20 protein-coding genes are annotated in these 17957 nt (G+C 74.2%); 15 read left to right on the top strand and 5 right to left on the bottom strand.

Annotated elements, in window-relative coordinates; all coding sequences use genetic code 11:
* Nucleotides 1-128: 128 nt before the first annotated feature.
* Nucleotides 129-965, bottom strand: a complete 837-nt coding sequence (locus ACIBTU_RS38265) for an undecaprenyl-diphosphate phosphatase (RefSeq protein ID WP_399131382.1) — start codon at nucleotides 963-965, stop codon at nucleotides 129-131.
* Nucleotides 966-1081: 116 nt separating this feature from the next.
* Between ACIBTU_RS38265 and ACIBTU_RS38270 the strand changes: the two genes are divergently transcribed.
* The 10 genes from ACIBTU_RS38270 to ACIBTU_RS38315 all read left to right on the top strand — a co-directional run bounded on the left by ACIBTU_RS38270 (nucleotide 1082) and on the right by ACIBTU_RS38315 (nucleotide 9382).
* Nucleotides 1082-1459 (top strand): BlaI/MecI/CopY family transcriptional regulator, encoded by a 378-nt coding sequence (locus ACIBTU_RS38270; protein WP_399131383.1) that lies wholly within the window; start codon nucleotides 1082-1084, stop codon nucleotides 1457-1459.
* 14 nt (nucleotides 1460-1473) lie between these two features.
* Nucleotides 1474-2415, top strand: coding sequence for a M56 family metallopeptidase (locus ACIBTU_RS38275; protein WP_399131384.1), 942 nt, complete (start codon nucleotides 1474-1476; stop codon nucleotides 2413-2415).
* Nucleotides 2416-2578: 163 nt separating this feature from the next.
* Entirely contained in the window at nucleotides 2579-3934 is a 1356-nt protein-coding gene (locus ACIBTU_RS38280; RefSeq protein WP_399131385.1) for a rhodanese-like domain-containing protein, read from the top strand.
* A gap of 65 nt (nucleotides 3935-3999) precedes the next feature.
* Nucleotides 4000-4368: a rhodanese-like domain-containing protein gene (locus ACIBTU_RS38285; protein ID WP_399131386.1), complete on the top strand. Its 369-nt coding sequence runs from the start codon at nucleotides 4000-4002 to the stop codon at nucleotides 4366-4368.
* Nucleotides 4365-5108, top strand: a complete 744-nt coding sequence (locus tag ACIBTU_RS38290; protein WP_399131387.1) for a sulfite exporter TauE/SafE family protein — start codon at nucleotides 4365-4367, stop codon at nucleotides 5106-5108. The genes ACIBTU_RS38285 and ACIBTU_RS38290 overlap by 4 nt, the downstream gene beginning before the upstream one ends.
* 332 nt (nucleotides 5109-5440) lie before the next feature.
* The gene (locus tag ACIBTU_RS38295; protein ID WP_399131388.1) at nucleotides 5441-5878 is read left to right on the top strand and encodes a glutaredoxin domain-containing protein; all 438 of its coding nucleotides are present in this window, start codon (nucleotides 5441-5443) and stop codon (nucleotides 5876-5878) included.
* 166 nt (nucleotides 5879-6044) lie between these two features.
* A complete protein-coding gene (locus ACIBTU_RS38300; protein WP_399131389.1) occupies nucleotides 6045-6947 on the top strand; it encodes a TetR family transcriptional regulator C-terminal domain-containing protein in 903 nt (300 codons plus the stop codon).
* 82 nt (nucleotides 6948-7029) lie between these two features.
* The gene (locus tag ACIBTU_RS38305) at nucleotides 7030-7932 is read left to right on the top strand and encodes a 3-keto-5-aminohexanoate cleavage protein (RefSeq protein WP_399131390.1); all 903 of its coding nucleotides are present in this window, start codon (nucleotides 7030-7032) and stop codon (nucleotides 7930-7932) included.
* Between the two features lie 2 nt (nucleotides 7933-7934).
* The gene (locus tag ACIBTU_RS38310; protein ID WP_399131391.1) at nucleotides 7935-8894 is read left to right on the top strand and encodes a 3-hydroxyacyl-CoA dehydrogenase NAD-binding domain-containing protein; all 960 of its coding nucleotides are present in this window, start codon (nucleotides 7935-7937) and stop codon (nucleotides 8892-8894) included.
* Entirely contained in the window at nucleotides 8891-9382 is a 492-nt protein-coding gene (locus ACIBTU_RS38315) for a thioesterase family protein (RefSeq protein ID WP_399131392.1), read from the top strand. The genes ACIBTU_RS38310 and ACIBTU_RS38315 overlap by 4 nt, the downstream gene beginning before the upstream one ends.
* 81 nt (nucleotides 9383-9463) lie before the next feature.
* Here ACIBTU_RS38315 and ACIBTU_RS38320 read toward each other — a convergent pair whose 3' ends face one another.
* On the bottom strand, nucleotides 9464-9865 hold the full coding sequence (locus ACIBTU_RS38320; RefSeq protein ID WP_399131393.1) for a hypothetical protein: 402 nt from the start codon (nucleotides 9863-9865) through the stop codon (nucleotides 9464-9466).
* A gap of 201 nt (nucleotides 9866-10066) precedes the next feature.
* Here ACIBTU_RS38320 and ACIBTU_RS38325 point away from each other — a divergent pair, with 201 nt between their 5' ends.
* A complete protein-coding gene (locus ACIBTU_RS38325; RefSeq protein WP_399131394.1) occupies nucleotides 10067-10237 on the top strand; it encodes a hypothetical protein in 171 nt (56 codons plus the stop codon).
* Between the two features lie 27 nt (nucleotides 10238-10264).
* Here the strand turns inward: ACIBTU_RS38325 and ACIBTU_RS38330 are convergent, their stop codons facing one another.
* Together ACIBTU_RS38330 and ACIBTU_RS38335 are read right to left on the bottom strand one after the other, a co-directional pair.
* A complete protein-coding gene (locus ACIBTU_RS38330) occupies nucleotides 10265-11497 on the bottom strand; it encodes a GNAT family N-acetyltransferase (protein ID WP_399131395.1) in 1233 nt (410 codons plus the stop codon).
* Nucleotides 11498-11667: 170 nt separating this feature from the next.
* Nucleotides 11668-12273, bottom strand: a complete 606-nt coding sequence (locus tag ACIBTU_RS38335) for a DUF4291 domain-containing protein (protein ID WP_399131396.1) — start codon at nucleotides 12271-12273, stop codon at nucleotides 11668-11670.
* A 91-nt stretch (nucleotides 12274-12364) separates the two neighbouring features.
* On the opposite strand from ACIBTU_RS38335, the gene ACIBTU_RS38340 reads away from it, so the two are divergent.
* From ACIBTU_RS38340 to ACIBTU_RS38355, 4 genes are all read left to right on the top strand, one after another.
* Nucleotides 12365-14491 (top strand): HEAT repeat domain-containing protein, encoded by a 2127-nt coding sequence (locus ACIBTU_RS38340; RefSeq protein WP_399131397.1) that lies wholly within the window; start codon nucleotides 12365-12367, stop codon nucleotides 14489-14491.
* Between the two features lie 39 nt (nucleotides 14492-14530).
* Nucleotides 14531-15247 carry a helix-turn-helix transcriptional regulator gene (locus ACIBTU_RS38345; protein ID WP_399131398.1) on the top strand — a complete coding sequence of 239 codons (717 nt, stop codon included), beginning with the start codon at nucleotides 14531-14533 and terminating at the stop codon, nucleotides 15245-15247.
* Between the two features lie 68 nt (nucleotides 15248-15315).
* The gene (locus tag ACIBTU_RS38350; protein WP_399131399.1) at nucleotides 15316-15816 is read left to right on the top strand and encodes a DUF3291 domain-containing protein; all 501 of its coding nucleotides are present in this window, start codon (nucleotides 15316-15318) and stop codon (nucleotides 15814-15816) included.
* Between the two features lie 59 nt (nucleotides 15817-15875).
* Nucleotides 15876-17174 carry an APC family permease gene (locus tag ACIBTU_RS38355; protein WP_399131400.1) on the top strand — a complete coding sequence of 433 codons (1299 nt, stop codon included), beginning with the start codon at nucleotides 15876-15878 and terminating at the stop codon, nucleotides 17172-17174.
* 6 nt (nucleotides 17175-17180) lie between these two features.
* Here ACIBTU_RS38355 and ACIBTU_RS38360 read toward each other — a convergent pair whose 3' ends face one another.
* Nucleotides 17181-17420 carry a WhiB family transcriptional regulator gene (locus tag ACIBTU_RS38360; protein ID WP_399131401.1) on the bottom strand — a complete coding sequence of 80 codons (240 nt, stop codon included), beginning with the start codon at nucleotides 17418-17420 and terminating at the stop codon, nucleotides 17181-17183.
* Between the last annotated feature and the right edge of the window lie 537 nt (nucleotides 17421-17957).

The following is a 17957-nucleotide window of genomic DNA, read 5'->3' on the forward strand; positions in this document are numbered from 1 at the left end:
TCCCACGAGATCCCCGGCTCAGTCATCTGGAACGACATAAATCGCCCCCTAACTCTGCCCAAGGTCGGGGACGACCGCACCTTGTCGGGCCCCGCGGTCCGCCGCCGGGCCGCTCCCCGGCGGGGGTCTCAGGCGCTGAGCACGCCCGTGCCGAGCAGGCCGAACAGCGCGAGGCCGATCACGATCCGGTAGACGACGAAGGCGTTGAAGGAGTGCCGGGCCACGAACTTCAGGAGCCAGGCGATCGAGGCGTAGGCGACGACGAAGGAGACGGCCGTGCCGACCACGATGGGCGCGGCGCCCGCCCCGCTGCCCACCGCGTCCTTCAGCTCGTACAGGCCGGCGCCGGTGAGGGCGGGGATGCCGAGGAAGAAGGAGAGGCGGGTCGCGGCGACCCGGTCGAGGTCGAGCAGCAGCGCGGTGGACATGGTCGCCCCGGAGCGCGAGAAGCCGGGGAAGAGCAGGGCCAGGATCTGCGAGCAGCCCACGAGCATCGCGTCCTTGAACGAGGTGTCGTCCTCGCCGCGCTTGTGGCGGCCCATCTGATCGGCCACCCACATCACGGCCGACCCGGCGATGAGCGAACCGGCGACCACCCACAGCGAGGCGAGCGGGCCCTCGATGAGCGGCTTCGCGGCGAGGCCGACGACGACGATCGGGATCGTCGCCCAGATGACCCACCAGGCGAACTTGTAGTCGTGGTGGTGGCGCTCCTCCTTGTCGCGCAGGCCGCGGCCCCACGCGGTGACGATCCGCACGATGTCCTTGAAGAAGTAGACGAGCACGGCGGCGATCGCGCCGACCTGGATGACCGCGGTGAAGCCGACCACGGCGGGGTCGTTCACCGGGATGTCCATGAGCCCCTCGGTGATCTTGAGATGGCCGGTGGAGGACACGGGCAGGAACTCGGTGACGCCCTCGACGACACCGAGGATCACCGACTGTCCGAGGCTGATGGCACTCATCTGTTTTCCGTTGTCCGTTTCTGCTCGGGCGCATGGCACACTGAGGCACACCAGCTTCTACACCGGTGTCGAACTTCTACACGACTGTAGAAGGTGGAGGAAGGAACGCCAAACCCATGGGCTCCCAGCTGCCGGACAGCGGCCCGAAGCGGCCCAACGGCGCGCGCGAGGCCGAGATCCTCGCCCTGCTGCAGGGGGCCGGTACCGCGCTGACACCGGGCGAGGTCACCGAGCGTCTCGGCGGCGAGCTGACGTACAGCAGCGTCGTGACGATCCTCGGCCGGATGCACGCCAAGGAGCTGCTGAACCGCACGCGGCGCGGCCGGGCGTACGCGTACGCGCCGGTGACGGACGACGCCGGGTTCGCCGCACGCCGGATGCACACGGTGCTGGCCGAGCGACCGGACCGGCAGACCGTCCTCGCCCGTTTCGCGGACGACCTCTCCAGCTCCGACGCCGAGCTGCTGCGACAGCTGCTCGACCAGGCCCCGTAGGAGCGCGCCGCCCGATGCACATCGCCGTCTACCTGCCGCTGCTGCTGCCGCTGCTCGCGCCGCTGTTCGCCCGGCCGCTCGCCGAGCGGTGCGAGCCGCGCCTCGCCACCTGGCTGCTCACCGCGACCTCGCTGGTCCTCGGTGCGGCGAGCACCCTCTCGCTGGGCGCACTGGCCGTCGCGGGGCTGATCCGGCTGCCGTTCCTGGCCGGGCTCGGGCACTGGTCGGCCGGTGCCGCGCAGCGCGACGACCCGATCGAGCTGTCCGTCTCCCTGGCCGCCGGGCTCCTCCTGGGCGGCGCCGTCGTCATGGCCGTCCGGATGCTCTGGCGCCGGGCCCGCACCCTCGCGGCCGCGGCGCTGGAGGCCGCCTGCATGCCGGCCCGTGACGGTGTGGTCGTGATCGAGGACGACGCGCCGGACGCGTTCGCGCTGCCCGGGATGCCGGGGCGGGTCGTCGTCTCCACGGGCATGCTCGACACCCTCGACCGGACCGAGCACGGCATCCTGCTCGCGCACGAGCGGGCCCACCTGGCCGGACACCACTACGCGTTCGTGGCCCTGGCCCAGCTCGGCGCCGCCGCCAACCCGCTCCTGCGCCCGCTCGCCCGGTCCGTGACCTACACGATCGAGCGCTGGGCCGACGAGCGCGCCGTCGCCGCGACCGGTGACCGCGGCCGGGTCGCGCGTGCCGTCGGCAAGGCGGCGCTCGCCGCCCGGCCCGCCGCTCGCCGCCCCCTGGGCGCCGCGCTCGGCATCCTCGGTCTCGCCCGCCGCACCGGGCTCGCCGCCGCGGGACCCGTGCCGCGCCGCGTCGCCGCGCTCCTCGCCCCGCCGCTCGGCCGCCACCCGCTGCTCGCCGCGGCGACCGCCGCCGTCCTGACCGCCGCGACACTCTCCAGCGCCGAGGCGGCCCACGACCTGCACCGCCTCCTGGAGGCCGTCGGCGCCTCGTAGCCGACCGGCCGAGCCCTGCCCCGGGCCGTCCCGGCTCGACCCGGGCACCCCTCCCCGCCTCACCCCCTCTCGCCCCTCACCCCACCGCGAAAAATACCCCCGGGGGTACCTGTGCTACGGTTTTCGTATACCCCGGGGGGTAATGAACGGAAGGGAACGAACCGTGTTCTTCATCGACACCATCGAGCTCGAAGGGCTCGGGAACCGGCACTACCTGGCGGGCGGGACGCAGACAGCGGTGGCTGTGGACCCGCCGCGCGACTTCGACCAGGTCCTCGCCGCGGCGGCGCGGCGCGGGGTGCGGATCACGCACGTCGTGGAGACCCACATACACAACGACTACGTGACCGGCGGCCTGGAGCTGGCCCGCGTGACGGGCGCCGCCTATCTGGTGCCGACCGGGGCGCACGTGTCCTTCGCGCGGGTGCCGGTGGCGGACGGCGACACGGTCACGATCGACACCGGACTCACCCTGCGCGCCGTCGCCACCCCCGGCCACACCCCGCACCACACCGCGTACGTGCTCCAGGAGCGGGGCACGCCCGTGGCCGCGTTCACCGGCGGGTCCCTGCTCATCGGCACGGTGGGCCGCCCCGACCTGGTCGAGCCCCGGCTGACCGAGGAGCTGGCCCGCGCCCAGCACGCCTCCGCGCACCGCCTCGCGGCCGAACTGCCGGACGAGACCTCGGTGCTGCCCACGCACGGCTTCGGCAGCTTCTGCTCCTCCGCGCAGGCCGAGGGCGACGCCACCACCATCGGCCACGAGAAGACGGTCAACGCGGCGCTCACCACCGACGTCGACACCTTCGTCGCCGGACTCCTCGACGGGCTCGACGACGTCCCCGCCTACTACGCGCACATGGGCCCGGCCAACGCGAGCGGCCCGGCCCCGCTCGACCTGACGCCCCCGGCCGTCGCGGACGCCCGCGAGATCGCCGCCCGGCTCGCGGCCGGCGAGTGGGTCGTGGACCTGCGCAACCGGGTCGCGTTCGCCGAGGGCCACGTCGCGGGCACCTTCAACTTCGAGGCGGACGGCAAGATCGCCACGTATCTGGCCTGGATGATCCCCTGGGGCAAGCCGGTGACCCTGCTCGCCGAGTCCCCCGGCCAACTCGCCGACGCGCAGCGGGAGCTGGTCCGGGTCGGCATCGACCGCCCGGCGGCCGCCGCGACCGGCACGCCCGAGGACTGGGCCGCCGACGGCGCTCTCGCCTCCTTCCCGCGCTCCACGTTCGCCGGACTCGCCGAGCGCGGCACGGACGACGTCGTCGTGCTCGACGTGCGCCGCGCGTCCGAGCGGGCCGGCGGCCACCTCGCGGGCTCGGTGCACATCCCGGTGCACGAACTGCACGGACGACTCGGCGAGGTCCCGGCCGGCACCGTGTGGGTGCACTGCGCCGGAGGCATGCGGGCGGGCATGGCCGCGTCGCTCCTCGACGCCGCGGGCCGGGACGTCGTGGCCGTCGACGACGGGTTCGACTCGGCCGCCGAGGCCGGCCTGACCGTCGTCGCCGCCTGAGCGCCGCTCCCCCTCTTCCACCTCTTCCACCTCTTTCCCCTCAACTCCCCTCGAGAGGCTGCGAGATGCTGTCCCCCTTCCCTGACGGTGCACACCGCGTCACCGTCGAAGCGGCCCACCGATGTACCGCCGGCGCCGAGGCCCCGGCCGTCCTCCTCGACGTACGCGAACAGGAGGAGTGGGACGCGGGGCACGCCCCCTGGGCCGTCCTCGCTCCGCTGTCCGCACTGGCGTCGGGGGGCGCGCTGCCCGCCGTGGCGACGGAGCGGCCGCTCGTGGTGATCTGCCGCAGCGGCAGGCGTTCGCAGCACGCCGTCGCGCTGCTGCGCGAGCGCGGGGCCGAAGCCGTGGACGTCATGGGCGGGATGCAGGACTGGGCCTCCTCGGGCCATCCCGTCGTCGACGCGCGCGGGAGCGACGGTTCCCCGGCATGACCGCTCTCCTCCTCGCCCTCGTCGCGGGGGCGGTCGTCGGCCTGGCCCTCGGCGGACTCGGCGGGGGCGGCAGCGTCCTCGCGGTGCCCGCCCTGATCTACGCGCTCGGCCTCTCCCCCACGGCGGCGATCACCACCAGCCTCGTCATCGTCACCGTCACCTCGATCACGGCCCTCGCCGGGCACGCCCGCGACGGGAACGTCGCCTGGCGCACCGGACTCCTCTTCGCGGCGGCCGGGATCGTCCCGGCGATGCTCGCGGGCGCGGTCGCGGGCCGCGTGCCGCAGACCGTGCTGACCCTCGCGTTCGCCGCGATCGCCGCCCTCGCCGCGGTACGGATGCTGCGCCCCGCCGAGACCGGGACCCCCGGCCCGGTCCACCCGGGCAAGGCGGGGGCGGCCGGTTCCGGGCTCGGCGCCGTCACCGGGTTCCTGGGGGTCGGCGGCGGATTCCTCGCCGTGCCCGTCCTGGTGGGCGTGCTGAGTCTGCCCATTCGGCGGGCCGTCGGCACCAGCCTGCTGGTCATCACGGTCAACTCCCTGGCCGCGCTCGGCGCCCGCGCCGGCAGCGGGACCCATCTGGACCTCGCCGTCATCGCCCCCTTCACGGCGGCCGCGATCCTCGGCGCGTGGGACGGCAAGCGGCTGTCCCGGAAGCTCAAGGGGCGCACCCTTCAGCGCGTCTTCGCCTACGTCCTGCTGGCGGTGGCGGCGGTCATGGCCGCCGACGCCGTGCTCTGACGGCGCCCCGGCCGCGTCCGCGCGACGACCCGGCCGCGTTCGTGCGACGACCCGGCGCGTCGACCGGGAGAGCCGTCTCGTGAAGACGGCGTGCGCAGCGCGTGAGGATGCGCGGCACAACGTCAATTCACGCCCCCTGTGCCACAACGCGCCCGATCTTGCTTCGTTGTGAGGCACGTCCGGATACGCGCGATGCGCAGCGCGGGTGACCTGCACACACCATTTCCGGACGCCGGGTTGCCCGGCCCCGCCGTTCCGCGAGCCACGGTCCGGCCGGCCGGGCAACCCCACGCCCCCTGGAGTGCCCCGGGCGCCCTGTAGCCTCCGGCCCCATGACCCGCGCCTGGATCGCCCCGTCGCTCATCGCCCTGTGCGGCGCCGCCCTCGCCACCGTGCAGGTGCTCGCGGACAGTCCGGGGGCGGCCGCCGGCATCTTCCTGCTGTTCCTGGCGCTCGCCGGCGTCGGCTCCCCGTTGGCCTTCCCGAGATCCGTCGGCGCGGCCGAGGCGCTGCGGCGCAGCGCGGCGGACGGCCGCCCCGTCGTCTACTGGCGGCCCGGCTGCGCGTACTGCCTGCGGCTGCGGGCCCGGCTCGGCCGGAGGGCGCGCCGGGTGCACTGGGTCGACATCTGGCGCGACCCGGAGGGTGCGGCGGCGGTGCGCGCGGTCAACGGCGGCGACGAGACGGTGCCGACGGTCGTCGTGGCCGGGCGCGCCCACACCAACCCCGCCCCGGAGTGGGTGCGCGAACAGATCACCGCGCAGCGCTGATCCACCTCGCCTGATCCAAGCCGCCTGATCCGCCCCGCACGCACGGTCCGTCGCGGGCGTTGAGATCCTGACTGATGTGAAAGTCAGGAACGCAACATCCCAGCTCATCAGGCAATTGTGCGCCCACGTGTTGAGTTCTTCTCAATGCGTGGTTAGGGTCGTGCCCGTGGAAACCGACGACGTCACCGGTGGCGTGCCCGCCGCCGACACCGCCGCCCGCGTCCGTGAGGTCATCACGGCCGCGGGGGTCAGCCAGCGCGAGTTCGCGCGCCGCATCGTCATGGATCCGTCCAAGCTCTCCCGGTCGCTGAGCGGCACCCGCCGCTTCACGGCCGCCGAGCTGGCACGGATCGCCGACGAGGGGCGGGTGGACGCGGGCTGGCTGCTCGGGGCGCGGCACCGGGAGCAGCACCCCGAGCCCGCGCCGGGCGCCGAGCCGGCCGCCGTGCCCGTCGACGGCGGGCGGCCGCTGCAGATCGTCCGCGAGACGGTCCGGCTGATCGCCGAGCACGGGTTCCACGCGGTGCGGGTCGCGGACATCGCCCGTGCCTGTGCCACCAGCAGCGCCGCGATCCACTACCACTTCCCCGGCCGCGCCGACCTCCTGGAGGCCTCGGTGCGCTGGTGCATGGACGAGGACACGGCGCGCCGCGCCGCCCGGCTCGCCGAGGCGGACGACGCGGCGGCGGAGCTGCGCCAGCTCATCGAACTGCAGACGCCGCGCACCGCGCAGCAGCGCCGGCAGTGGGCGGTCTGGCTCGACCTGTGGGCCGAGGCCGCCCGGTCCACAGCGGTGGGCCGGCTGCACACCGAGTACTACCGCCAGTGGCGGGAGACCGTCGCCGACGTCGTCCGCCGGGGGATCGAGCAGGGTGTGTTCCGCCCGTCGGCCGACCCCGAGGCCGCCGCGCTGACCCTGACCGCGCTCATCGACGGCCTGGCGACGCAGGTCCTGGCCGCCGGAACGGACGGCGCCGGAACCGAAGGCACCGACACGAAGAGCGTCGCCGGCGCGGACGCCATGCACGCCGCGCTCCTCGCCCACGTCCGCACGACCCTGCTGGCCTGAGCCGCTCCCCGACGCGACGGCTCCATTCCCCGCACTCCAGAACCCCCCACACCCAGTCCCCAACGGAACGGGAGGCCCCCACATGCCCCTGCACGAGAGCACCATCGTCACCTGCGCCCTCACCGGCGCAGGTGACACCGTCCGCCGCAGCCCGCACGTCCCCGTCACCCCGGAACAGATAGCCCGGAACGCGGTGGAGGCCGCGGAGGCCGGCGCCGCTGTGGTCCACATCCACGTACGCGATCCCGAGACCGGCGCCCCGTCGCGCGACCCGAAGCTGTACCGGGAGGTCGTCGAGCGGGTGAAGGAGACCGGCACCGACGTCGTCATCAACCTCACCGCCGGCATGGGCGGCGACCTGGTGATCGACCCGGACCGCCCGCTGGAGGGCTTCCCGCTGCCCGGCTCCGACCTGGTCGGCGGCCTGGACCGGCTCCCGCACGTCGAGGACCTGCTGCCCGACATCTGCACCCTGGACTGCGGTTCACTGAACTTCGGCGACGGCTCGAACCTGTACGTGTCGACGCCCGACATGCTGCGCGCCGGCGCCCGGCGCATCCAGGAGCTGGGCGTGCGGCCGGAGTTGGAGATCTTCGACACCGGCCACCTGTGGTTCGCCAAGCAGCTGCTCGCGGAGGGGCTGCTCGACGACCCGACCGTGTTCCAGCTGTGCATGGGCATCCCGTGGGGCGCGCCGGCCGACCCGGGCGTGCTCCAGTCGATGGTCAACATGCTGCCGGAGGGCGCCCGTTGGGCGAGCTTCGCGCTCGGCCGGATGCAGATGCCCTGGGTCGCGCAGTCGATCCTCCTGGGCGGCCACGTCCGCGTCGGCCTGGAGGACAACCTGTACCTCGGCAAGGGCAACAAGGCGACCAACGCCCAGCTCGTCGAGCGTGCCGTGACCATCACCGAGTCGCTCGGCGCCCGCGTCGCGACCCCCGACGAGGCTCGCGAGATCCTCGGCCTGCGCAAGAAGGGCGCCTGATCATGCGTACCGCACCCGAGAACGTCCGCCGCGTCGCCTGTGTCGGTGCCGGTGTCATCGGCGGCGGCTGGGTCGCCCACTTCCTGGCGCGTGGCTACGACGTCACGGCCTGGGACCCGGCGCCCGACGCCGAGCAGAAGCTGCGCCGCCTGGTCGACGCCGCCTGGCCCGCGCTGACCCAGCTGGGTCTCGCCGAGGGCGCGTCCGCCGATCGCCTGACGGTTGTCGCGACGCTCGAAGAGGCCGTGGCCGACGCCGAGTTCGTGCAGGAGAGCGCGCCGGAGAAGCTGGACCTGAAGCGCGACCTGCTGGCCCGGCTCGACGCGGCGGCCCCCGCCGGTGTCGTCATCGCCTCGTCCACCTCGGGCTACCCGATGACGGACATGCAGACCACGTCCGCGGACCCGTCGCGCCTGGTCGTCGGGCACCCGTTCAACCCGCCGTACCTGATCCCGCTGGTCGAGGTCGTCGGCGGCGAGAGCACCACCGAGGACGCCGTCGCGTGGGCGTCGCGCTTCTACGAGGTCGCGGGCAAGTCCGTGATCACCATGAATCGCGAGGTGCCGGGCTTCATCGCGAACCGGCTCCAAGAGGCCCTGTGGCGCGAGGCGCTGCACATGGTCGCCAACGGTGAGGCGACGGTGAAGGAGATCGACGACTCGATCACCGAAGGTCCCGGCCTGCGGTGGGCGTTCATGGGCCCGATGCTGACGTTCGCGCTGGCCGGCGGCGAGGGCGGCATGGCGCACATGCTGGACCACTTCGGCCCGTCCCTGAAGTCGCCGTGGACCCGCCTGGAGGCGCCCGAGCTGGACAAGGCGCTGTACGACGCCGTGGTCGAGGGGTGCGACGAGGCGGCCGCCGGGCGCACGATCGCCGATCTCGTGGCCGAGCGCGACCGGGGCGTCATCGACGTCCTGCGCGCGACGGGCCGCCTGCCGCAGCAGGAGGGCCCGCGATGACCGCGACGACGGCCTCCGTGCCGCTGCTGCACAGCACGGTCCGCCCGGAGTGGATCGACTACAACGGCCATATGAGCGAGGCCTTCTACGTCCTCGTCTTCGGCCACGCCACCGACGCCCTGATGATCGAGACGGGTCTGCACTCGGGCTACCGCGAGTCCACGGGCTGCTCCCTGTACACGGTCGAGTCGCATCTGCGCTATCTGCGGGACGTGCCGGAGGGCGCCCATCTCGCCGTCCGCACCCGGGTGTTGGGCGCGGCGGGCAGGAAGGCCCGCTTCACGCACGAGATGTACGTGGTCGACGACGCGGAGGGCGAGCCGGAGGCGGACGCCGAGCCCGTGGCGACGACCGAGCTGATGGCCGTGCACGTCGACCAGGCGGCGGGGCGCGCGGTGCCGCTGCCCGACGCGGTCCTCGCCCGCTTCGCCGAGTTCACCGGACCGGCCCCGCAGTGGGCGGGCCGGTCGATCGCGCCGGTGGGCTGACGCCCGTACGTCATACGCCGCCGGGCCGGGCCTCACGGATCCGTCCGTGGGGCCCGGCCCGCGTGCGCTACTCCGCGTGCGCTACTCCGCCGGCGCGGCGTGGGCCGCGACCGCCGCTTCCAGCAGGTCCCAGCCGTCGCGCTCGACGAGGCCGCGTTCCGTCGCGTCCCAGCCGGAATCGAGGGCCGCGTCGAGCAGGGCGCGCACCGCACCCGGTTCGTGCAGGTTCAGGGAACTGCCGTGGACGTAGCCCACGTCCCCAGAGCCGAGGGGCGCTCCGCCGGGGACGAAGCGGTCGGCGCCCTCGCCGAAGACGATGCGCAACGGGCCGCCCGTACCGGTCGGTTGGGGGTACAGCGTGAGGGTCTGACGGCAGTCCGCGGACCGGCCGCCGTCCAGGACCCGGTGGTGGTGACGCAGCGTCCACAGGTACACGCGGCCGTCGGCGACCAGGCGGCGTGGCTTGTTTCGATGGCGGGGCACGGGGTGAGGGTACGCGCACTGCCCCGCCCGGACCGGGCACCCCCTGCGGAGCGACACGTTCCGCCCCGACGGCGCGCCTGCCCGCGAAATCCGCCCTCATGAGGAAACGTTCCTTCTGCGAGGTGGTTCCCGGGCGGGACGCACGCGGCAGGCATGCGTGCCGCGTGCGTCTTCCGGCCCGGCCGGGTGCAGGGAGTTGTGGTGAACGCGCAGGACCGACAGGCGTCCGGCTGGCCCGAGTACCGCAAGTACCTGGACCACCTGATGGACTGCGCGGAGTGCGCGCGGCTCCCGAAGCGGTGCGCGGTCGGGGACCGGCTGCGGCGGGAGCACCGGGCGGCGGCGGGCCGGGGACCGGGCTCGTCCACCTGAGCGTCCCGGTTCCGCCGCCGGTCCGGGTCAGAACCAGTGCAGGCAGTGCGGTGCGCGGTCCGTACGGAACAGGGTGTCCGCGAGCTCGGAGGCTTCAGCGTGATGGGCCTTGATGTGGCCCGCGCGGACCAGGGTGCTCGGGGTGGTGCCGCCGAGATAGATCGAGCCGAGGTCGCTCACGTCGAGGGACAGGTCGGGCTCGCGGTCGGTGCGGACGCAGTCGGCCTTGCCGTCGTGGACCGACAGGAGGTGGCGCTCGGGCGCGCCGCCGAGGAACGGGTCGGTGACCTCCAGGACGAGGTCTCCGTCGGTGCTCCAGCCGCGCGCGGTCAGGGCCCGGGGCACGTCCAGGATCCGTACCCAGAGCCAGTCGCCGTCCGGGCCGGTCTCGGCGGCGCGGAAGTCGGCGAGCTGCCAGCGCAGCGGGTGCCCGGCCGGTACGTGCTTGATGACGATCTCGCCGACGAGGTCGTGCTCGAGCACGTGGCGGGCCAGGGCCGTGTACGCGGCGTCGTCCACGGCGATGATCTCGTCGGCCTTGAGGACGTCGGGTTCGCTGATCGCGTAGCTGACGTACCCGTCGGGAGTCCCGTGCGCGTCGCGGTGCACGGCGATGTGGCGTGGGGCCGGGGCGATCGGGGGCTGGCCCGCGCCCACCTCCCACCAGTGGTGCGGCCGGGACAGGGCGCCGGGCTGGACGCGGCGGTACCGGTCGTAGATCTCTTCGAGGAGTGCGCGGCACCGGTCGCTGCGCAGCACTTCGACGGAGCCCTCGTCCGTGAGATCCGGACCCGCGCCGCCGCCTGCCCGGGGAGCGGCGAAGGAGGCGCGGTGGCGGGGCACGGTGAGCCGCCCGCTGTACGTCGCCGGGCCGTAGCCGAACCGGCGGTAGATCACGGCCTCGGAGGCGAGCAGCACGGAGAGGATCTCGCCGCGGTCCCGCAGTTCGGTGAGCTGGTGGCGCATCATCGCGCTGAGCACGCCCCGGCGCCGGTGCGAGGGCACGACGCCGACGGCGGTCACTCCGGCGGCCGGGACGAGCGCGCCGCCGGGCAGGGTCAGTTCGAAGGAGTACGTGCCGGCCGTGCCGACGGGCCGCCCGTCCTCGGTCACCGCGAGCACGTTGCGGTCCATCTCCAGCGCCGCCCACCAGACCCCGCCGCCGTGCTCGTCGGGGGTCTCGGGGAAACGGCCGAACGCCGTGTGCATCGTGTCGACGAAGACGTCGCGGTCCTCGTCGGTCGTGGGACGGATCTCCACCGCTGCCGCTGCTCCCTGCTCCTCGGCACCACCCCGTGCGGCGCCCGTGATCGTCGCCAGCCTGCCGGTACGCCCCGTGGTCGGGTCAAGGGATTTTCCGGCCCTCCGGGTCGAAGGCGGTCGGGTCGCAGGCGGTCGGGTCAAAGCCGCCGAGCCGAAGGCAGCCGGGCTCAGCGGTGCAGGTGGCTCAACCGGCCCTCGCCCAAGGGATAGACGCGCTCCTGCGGAAGCAACTCCCGGGCGCGCTCCAGCTCGCCCGCGCGCACGTGCCCGTGGATCTCGTGCGCCAGGTCGGTCACGTCGGTGATGGACACCGTCCACTCGTCCGCGTACCGGCCCGCGGCCTCGCCGGCGAGGCCCAACTGGAGCGAGCGGTACGGCAGGGCCTGGAGGTGCAGGTCCCGCTCGGGGTCCCACTGGACGCGGGCCGGGGAGCGCCGCAGGTCGCGCTTCCAGGAGTCGCGGTCCTCGTGCAGACCGCGCTCGTAGTGGGACAGGCACGCGTGGTCCAGCGCCCATTCGAAGCCCTCGCGCGTGATCTCGACGGCGAGGACGACCTCCTGGCCCTCCTTGGCCGCCCAGCCGCAGCGGTACATCATCCAGAGGAAGGACGGCTTGATCCACGTCATCCGGTCCCGCTTCCAGAGCTCCGGGAAGCGCCCGTCGCGGGCTGCGGGGAGGCCGATCCGCGGGGAGTACGCCTGGTAGACGGTGACGGTGGATTCGGTGTGGCGGGCGCGGATCTGGTGTCTGTCTTCTTGCACGGAGTACAGCATGCGTGCGTGATCACGCGGGCACCAGCGAATTGTGCGGCGGCGGAGCGGAGGCCGGGCGGCCGTTGTCGGACCCTGCTGGCAGGATGCCCGCATGGATCTTGTGGACCCTCTCGCCGGCCTGGACTCGTTCCCCTGGGACTCCGTCTCCCACGCGTACGGGAGCGCCGGCGACGTGCCCGCACTGCTGCGGGCGTTGACCGATCCCGACGACGACGCGGCGGAGGAGGCGCTGTCGGAGTTGTACGGGAACGTGCTGCACCAGGGGACGGTCTACCCCGCGACCGTGGCGGCCGTGCCGTTCCTCGCCCGGATCGCGGCGGCCGGACACCGCGCGGAAGATGTCCTGGCGCTGCTCGGCGGGATGGCCGAGAGCGGGGACGAGTCCGGAATGGAGCCGGGTGCGGTGCGAGCGGCGGTCGTCGCTCAACTGCCGCTCCTGATACCGCTGTTGGGTGACGAGTCGGCGGGCGTTCGGCGGGCCGCCGCGTGGGCGCTGGCCCACACGCGCGCGGTCGGCGACGTACGGGACGCACTGCGTGCGCGGTGGGAGCGGGAGTCCGAGCCCGGGGTGCGCGCGGAGGTCCTGGCGGGCATCGCCCGGCTCGACCCGGCGGCCGGCGCGGCGCTCGCCGCCACGGTGCTGGAGCCGGAGCAGCCCGGGGTGGTGCGACTGGCGGCCGTCTTCGCGCACTTGGACGCGGGGGCGCCCTGGACCGAGCCGTTGCAGCGGACGATGCTGTCGGTGCTTCCCGCCGAAGCGGTGCGCTCCGAGTTCGATCAGGAGCGGGGCGAGCCGCTGGCCTCCGTCGTCGAGGCGCTGCTCGACCGGGACCAGGAGGGCGCGCGCGAGGCGGCGTTCGCGTTGATCGACGCGGCGGCGCGGGACGGCCGGGCCGAGGTCCGCACCGAAGGGTTGTGGGCGGCCGAGCAGGCGTGCCAGCACTCGCGGAGCGCCCCGGCGCGGCTGCTCCCGGCGCTGCGTGCGGCGGCCGTCGACGAGGAGACACTGCTCGGGATCGCGTCCCTGCTGGGGTCGCTCGGCCCCGCCGCCGCGCCACTCGCCGACCTCCTCCTCCCGCTCGCCGGGCGGAACGCGGAGGAGGGCGACGACCCCGCGGACCGCGCCCTGGCCGCACTCGTGCACGTCGCCCCCGAGCAGGCGCTCCCCCTCCTCACCGCCGCGTTCGGCCGGCGCCCCCGGGCCTTCGGCGCGGCCGTCGGCCGGGGCATCCGCACCGACGGGCCGGTCTTCCCGTACGCGGACGGGCTCCTCGCCGCGGTCCGCGCCCGGCTCGCGCACCCGGAGGAGCTGAAGGGCAACGAGCCCTGGCAGCTCACGCACCTGCTGGCCTGCTGGAACGCCGCCGCGGCACCGGCGCTGCCGGAGCTGTGCGCCGCGCTCCCCCACCATCCCCACCAGGCCGCGCGGGCGATCGCCGCGATCGCCCCGGCGTGCCCCGCCGAGGTGCGCACCCAGGTCGTGGAGCCGCTCCGCGCGGCGGCCGAAGCCGGTTCCCTGGCGGCGGCCCAGGCCGTCCACACGCTCACCGGCGATCCCGCGCCCCTGTTGCACCGCCTGCGGCAGGAACTCGGGGGCGGTGCCCACGAGGTGGCGGCCGCCGCCCGGATCGCGGGTGAACTGGGCTCCCGGGCGGCGGAGTTGGCCCCGGCTCTGCGCGAGGCCCTGAGCGCCTCCGGAAGCGACACCACTCCGGCCCTGGACGCGGACACGGCGATCGCCGAGGCGTTGTGGCGGATCACGGGCGACGCGGCCGAGGCGGTCGGCGTACTGGACTCGGTCCTGACCCGCGCGGCGGAGAACGCATGGGCCCGGTGGACGGTCGTGCGGGCCGCCCGCGCGGCCCGCTCGCTGGGTCCGGCGGCCCGCCCGCTCGTCCCGCACCTGGAAGCCGCCCTCGACGATCCCGTCCGCGCACCGGCGGCAGCGGCCGCGCTCGCGGCGGTGGCATCAGGATCGCCGGCCCGCGACGCCCTTGCCGAGGCCGCCCTGCGCTCCGCCGAGCTGGGCGCCGATCCGGACGGCGCGTGCGAGGCTCTGGAGGCCCTCGGCCTCGACGCCCTGACGCCCGGACAGGTGCGCCGAGCGACCGTGCTCGCGGACGGCGACCGCAGGGTCCTCCTGTCGGGAGTCGTCGACGAGTTCATCCGCCGGGACGAGGCCCTGCGGGCGCGGATCGGAAGGTTCCTGACGACCTGACCTTCTAACTCCAACCCTGGTTGTTTCTAGACTGGCCGGATGGAGGACACCGAGGACACCCAGGGAACCGGCACGGCTCACGACAGCCGCGACCCCGGGGACATCGACGCGATCGCGGCCCTGCAGGACCCCGTACGGCGACGGCTGTACGAGTACGTGGCGGGGCAGGGCCGCGAGGTCGGACGCAACGAGGCCGCGGAGGCCGCCGGTGTCGCGCGCACCCTCGCCGCGCACCACCTGGACAAGCTGACCGAGGTCGGGCTGCTGGAGAGCGGGAGCCGCCGGCTGACCGGGCGCTCGGGGCCGGGCGCCGGGCGGCCCGCCAAGGTGTACACGCGGGTCCGCGCCGAGCGGACCGTGTCGCTGCCCGCCCGCGACTACCGCACGGCCGCCGAACTGCTCGCCGAGGCCGCCGAGGAGGCGGGGCTCGACGCCGGGCTGTGCGCGGCCGCGCGCCGCCGGGGCGCGTCGCTGCGCGGTTCGACGGACCCCTGCGCCGGGCTCGACGAGGCCTTCGCCACGCTGGCGGCACGCGGTTACGAGCCGCACGTCGAGCGGACCGGGGACGACGGTACGGGCGCGCCCGTGGTCCGGATGCGCAACTGCCCCTTCCACGCCGTCGCCGAGCGGTTCCCGCCCCTCGTCTGCGGCATGAACCTCGCCCTCCTGGAGGGCCTGCTCGGCACGGACGGCCCGGTGCGGGCCCGTATGGACGCCCGGCCGGACGAGTGCTGCGTGGTGGTCGAGGAGGCCTGACACCTCCTCAGTCACTCTAAAAACAATCCTGATTGACATAGAAAAGCGGGGCGTGCTGGGATGACGGCATGACCTCAGCCGTGCCCGCTGCCGCCACCGCCCACCTCGCCGAACTCAACATCGCCAAGCTGCTGCACCCCCTCGACGATCCGCGCATCGCCCCGTTCGTCGAGATGCTGGACCCGGTCAACGCCTCCGCCGACAGCGCTCCCGGATTCGTCTGGCGCCTCGTCGGCGACGGGACGGACAACGCGACCGACCTGCGCCCGGCCGGTGAGAACGTGATCGTCAACCTGTCGGTGTGGGAGTCCTCGGAAGCCCTCTGGGACTTCACCTACCGCAGCGGGCACCTGGAGGTGATGCGCGGGCGCCGCGACTGGTTCGCGCGGCACGTCGAGGCGCATCTGGTGCTCTGGTGGGTGCCGGCCGGGCATGTGCCGTCCGTCGAGGAGGCATTGGAACGGCTCGATGAACTGCGGGCGAACGGGCCGTCGCCGCGCGCCTTCACTTTCGCCTCCACGTACAGCGCCGCCGAGGCCGCGGCACACCTGGAAGGCACGCGCGGCTAGGGTCGCAGTCGTTCGGCCGGGACAGAGCCCCGCCGGAGGACGAGACGAGGACGAGGAGCATGGCCGTGAGCAGGACGCCGGGGGCGGTCGGATCGGGCGGGGCGGGCGGGCCGGACGCGTTGGTGCGGCGGCTCGGCGTCACCGACGCGGTGGTGATCGGGCTCGGGTCGATGATCGGGGCCGGCGTCTTCACCGCGCTCGCCCCGGCGGCCCGCGCCGCCGGTTCGGGTCTCCTCGCGGGCCTGGCGCTCGCGGCGGTGGTGGCGTACTGCAACGCGACGTCCTCGGCCCGCCTCGCCGCCCGCTACCCCGCCTCCGGCGGCACCTACGTCTACGGGCGTGAGCGGCTCGGGGAGTTCTGGGGCTACCTCGCCGGATGGTGCTTCGTCGTCGGCAAGACCGCCTCGTGCGCGGCGATGGCGCTCACCGTGGGGGCGTACGTGTGGCCGGGGCAGGCGCACGCGATCGCCGTCGGGGCCGTCGTGGCGCTGACCGCCGTGAACCTCGTCGGCGTGCAGAAGGCCGCCTGGCTGACCCGGGCCATCGTCGCCGTCGTCCTCGCGGTGCTCGCCGCCGTGGTGGTCGCCTCCCTCTCCTCGGACGCGGCGGACCCGGCCCGGCTCGACATCGGGGCGGACGCCTCGTGGCACGGGGTGCTCCAGGCGAGCGGGCTGCTGTTCTTCGCGTTCGCCGGGTACGCGCGCATCGCGACGCTGGGCGAGGAGGTGCGGGACCCCGCACGTACGATCCCCCGCGCCATCCCCGTCGCGCTCGCGATCACGCTCGTCGTGTACGTCCTGGTGGCGGTCGGCACGCTGAGCGTGCTCGGGCCCGCCCGGCTCGGGGCGGCGGCCGCACCCCTGACGGAGGCGGTGCGGGCCGCGGGTGCGGACTGGCTGGCGCCGGTGGTGCGGGTGGGGGCGGCCGTCGCCGCGCTCGGCTCGCTGCTCGCGCTGATCCTCGGGGTCTCGCGCACGACACTGGCGATGGCCCGCGACGGGCATCTGCCGCGCGCACTGTCCGCCGTCCACCCGCGCTTCAAGGTGCCGCACCGGGCCGAGGTGCTGGTGGGCGTCGTCGTCGCGGCGCTGGCCGCGTTCGCCGACGTACGGGACGCGATCGGCTTCTCGTCGTTCGGCGTGCTCGTCTACTACGCCGTCGCCAACGCGTCCGCCCTCACCCTGTCCCCGCAGGAGGGCCGCCCCGCGCGGATCGTGCCCGTCGTCGGGCTGCTCGGCTGCCTGGTGCTCGCGTTCGCGCTGCCTGTGGGCTCCGTGATCGCGGGCGCGTCCGTCGTCGCGGCGGGCGCGCTCGTGTACGGGGTCCGCCGGGCGCTGCGCTCCGGCGCGGCGGGCTGAACGCGGTCAGCGCACGGAGCGGCGCGGGCGCCGGAGCTCGGCCCGGTCCGTCTCGGTCATTCCGCCCCACACCCCGCTCGCGTGCCGCATCCCGAGCGCCAGATCGAGGCACTGCCAGGTCACCGGGCAGCGGTCGCACACCGCCTGGGCGCGCCGGATCTGTGTCAGGCTCGGTCCGGTTCCGCTGACCGGGAAGAACAGTTCAGGGTCCTCCCCCACACACGCCGCCCTGTCGAGCCACTCCATGGGCGTCTCCTCCTCATCCCTCCATCGGGGCCCGGCGCGGCAACGCGCCGAAGCCACCGGCCGGGCGGCGCCCTTTAGTCGGTCGCCGACGAGCTGCACGAGATCGGTTCGCACCGTCGAGGGTCGCCTCGGACGGGCGTGAGGTGTCGGCGCGGACTCGGGCCCGGGGGCCGGGGCGTCCGGCGAGAGAGGTGCGGAACGCGACGTGCATGATCGTCTCCCACGGTCGTCGTGATGCGCCGTCGACCGGTACGGGTGCTCGAAGAATACGCGCGGAAACCCGTACGGGAGCAGGTCTCGCACCGCATCGTGCGAACGCCTGAAAACACGGGACGATCGCACGACGATCCGGCCGGAGGGATCGGGTCCGGATACGGGTGGTGGGCGCCTGCGGGCCGTGTGGCCTGGCAGACGCCCACCGTGAAGCGGTACTGATGACCGGGGTGTCAGTCCTTGATCTCGCAGATCGCGGCGCCGGAGGTGAGGGAGGCGCCGATCTCCGCGCTCAGGCCCTTGATGGTGCCGGCCTTGTGCGCG

It is taken from the genome of Streptomyces sp. NPDC050145 (genome assembly GCF_044460245.1).
Taxonomy (GTDB): domain Bacteria; phylum Actinomycetota; class Actinomycetes; order Streptomycetales; family Streptomycetaceae; genus Streptomyces.

Coding starts and splice junctions, on each gene's coding strand:
- ACIBTU_RS38265 (WP_399131382.1), bottom strand. CDS start 965: ATGAGTGCCATCAGCCTCGGACAGTCGGTGATCCTCGGTGTCGTCGAG.
- ACIBTU_RS38270 (WP_399131383.1), top strand. CDS start 1,082: ATGGGCTCCCAGCTGCCGGACAGCGGCCCGAAGCGGCCCAACGGCGCG.
- ACIBTU_RS38275 (WP_399131384.1), top strand. CDS start 1,474: ATGCACATCGCCGTCTACCTGCCGCTGCTGCTGCCGCTGCTCGCGCCG.
- ACIBTU_RS38285 (WP_399131386.1), top strand. CDS start 4,000: ATGCTGTCCCCCTTCCCTGACGGTGCACACCGCGTCACCGTCGAAGCG.
- ACIBTU_RS38290 (WP_399131387.1), top strand. CDS start 4,365: ATGACCGCTCTCCTCCTCGCCCTCGTCGCGGGGGCGGTCGTCGGCCTG.
- ACIBTU_RS38295 (WP_399131388.1), top strand. CDS start 5,441: ATGACCCGCGCCTGGATCGCCCCGTCGCTCATCGCCCTGTGCGGCGCC.
- ACIBTU_RS38305 (WP_399131390.1), top strand. CDS start 7,030: ATGCCCCTGCACGAGAGCACCATCGTCACCTGCGCCCTCACCGGCGCA.
- ACIBTU_RS38310 (WP_399131391.1), top strand. CDS start 7,935: ATGCGTACCGCACCCGAGAACGTCCGCCGCGTCGCCTGTGTCGGTGCC.
- ACIBTU_RS38315 (WP_399131392.1), top strand. CDS start 8,891: ATGACCGCGACGACGGCCTCCGTGCCGCTGCTGCACAGCACGGTCCGC.
- ACIBTU_RS38335 (WP_399131396.1), bottom strand. CDS start 12,273: ATGCTGTACTCCGTGCAAGAAGACAGACACCAGATCCGCGCCCGCCAC.
- ACIBTU_RS38340 (WP_399131397.1), top strand. CDS start 12,365: ATGGATCTTGTGGACCCTCTCGCCGGCCTGGACTCGTTCCCCTGGGAC.
- ACIBTU_RS38345 (WP_399131398.1), top strand. CDS start 14,531: ATGGAGGACACCGAGGACACCCAGGGAACCGGCACGGCTCACGACAGC.
- ACIBTU_RS38350 (WP_399131399.1), top strand. CDS start 15,316: ATGACCTCAGCCGTGCCCGCTGCCGCCACCGCCCACCTCGCCGAACTC.
- ACIBTU_RS38355 (WP_399131400.1), top strand. CDS start 15,876: ATGGCCGTGAGCAGGACGCCGGGGGCGGTCGGATCGGGCGGGGCGGGC.
- ACIBTU_RS38360 (WP_399131401.1), bottom strand. CDS start 17,420: ATGGAGTGGCTCGACAGGGCGGCGTGTGTGGGGGAGGACCCTGAACTG.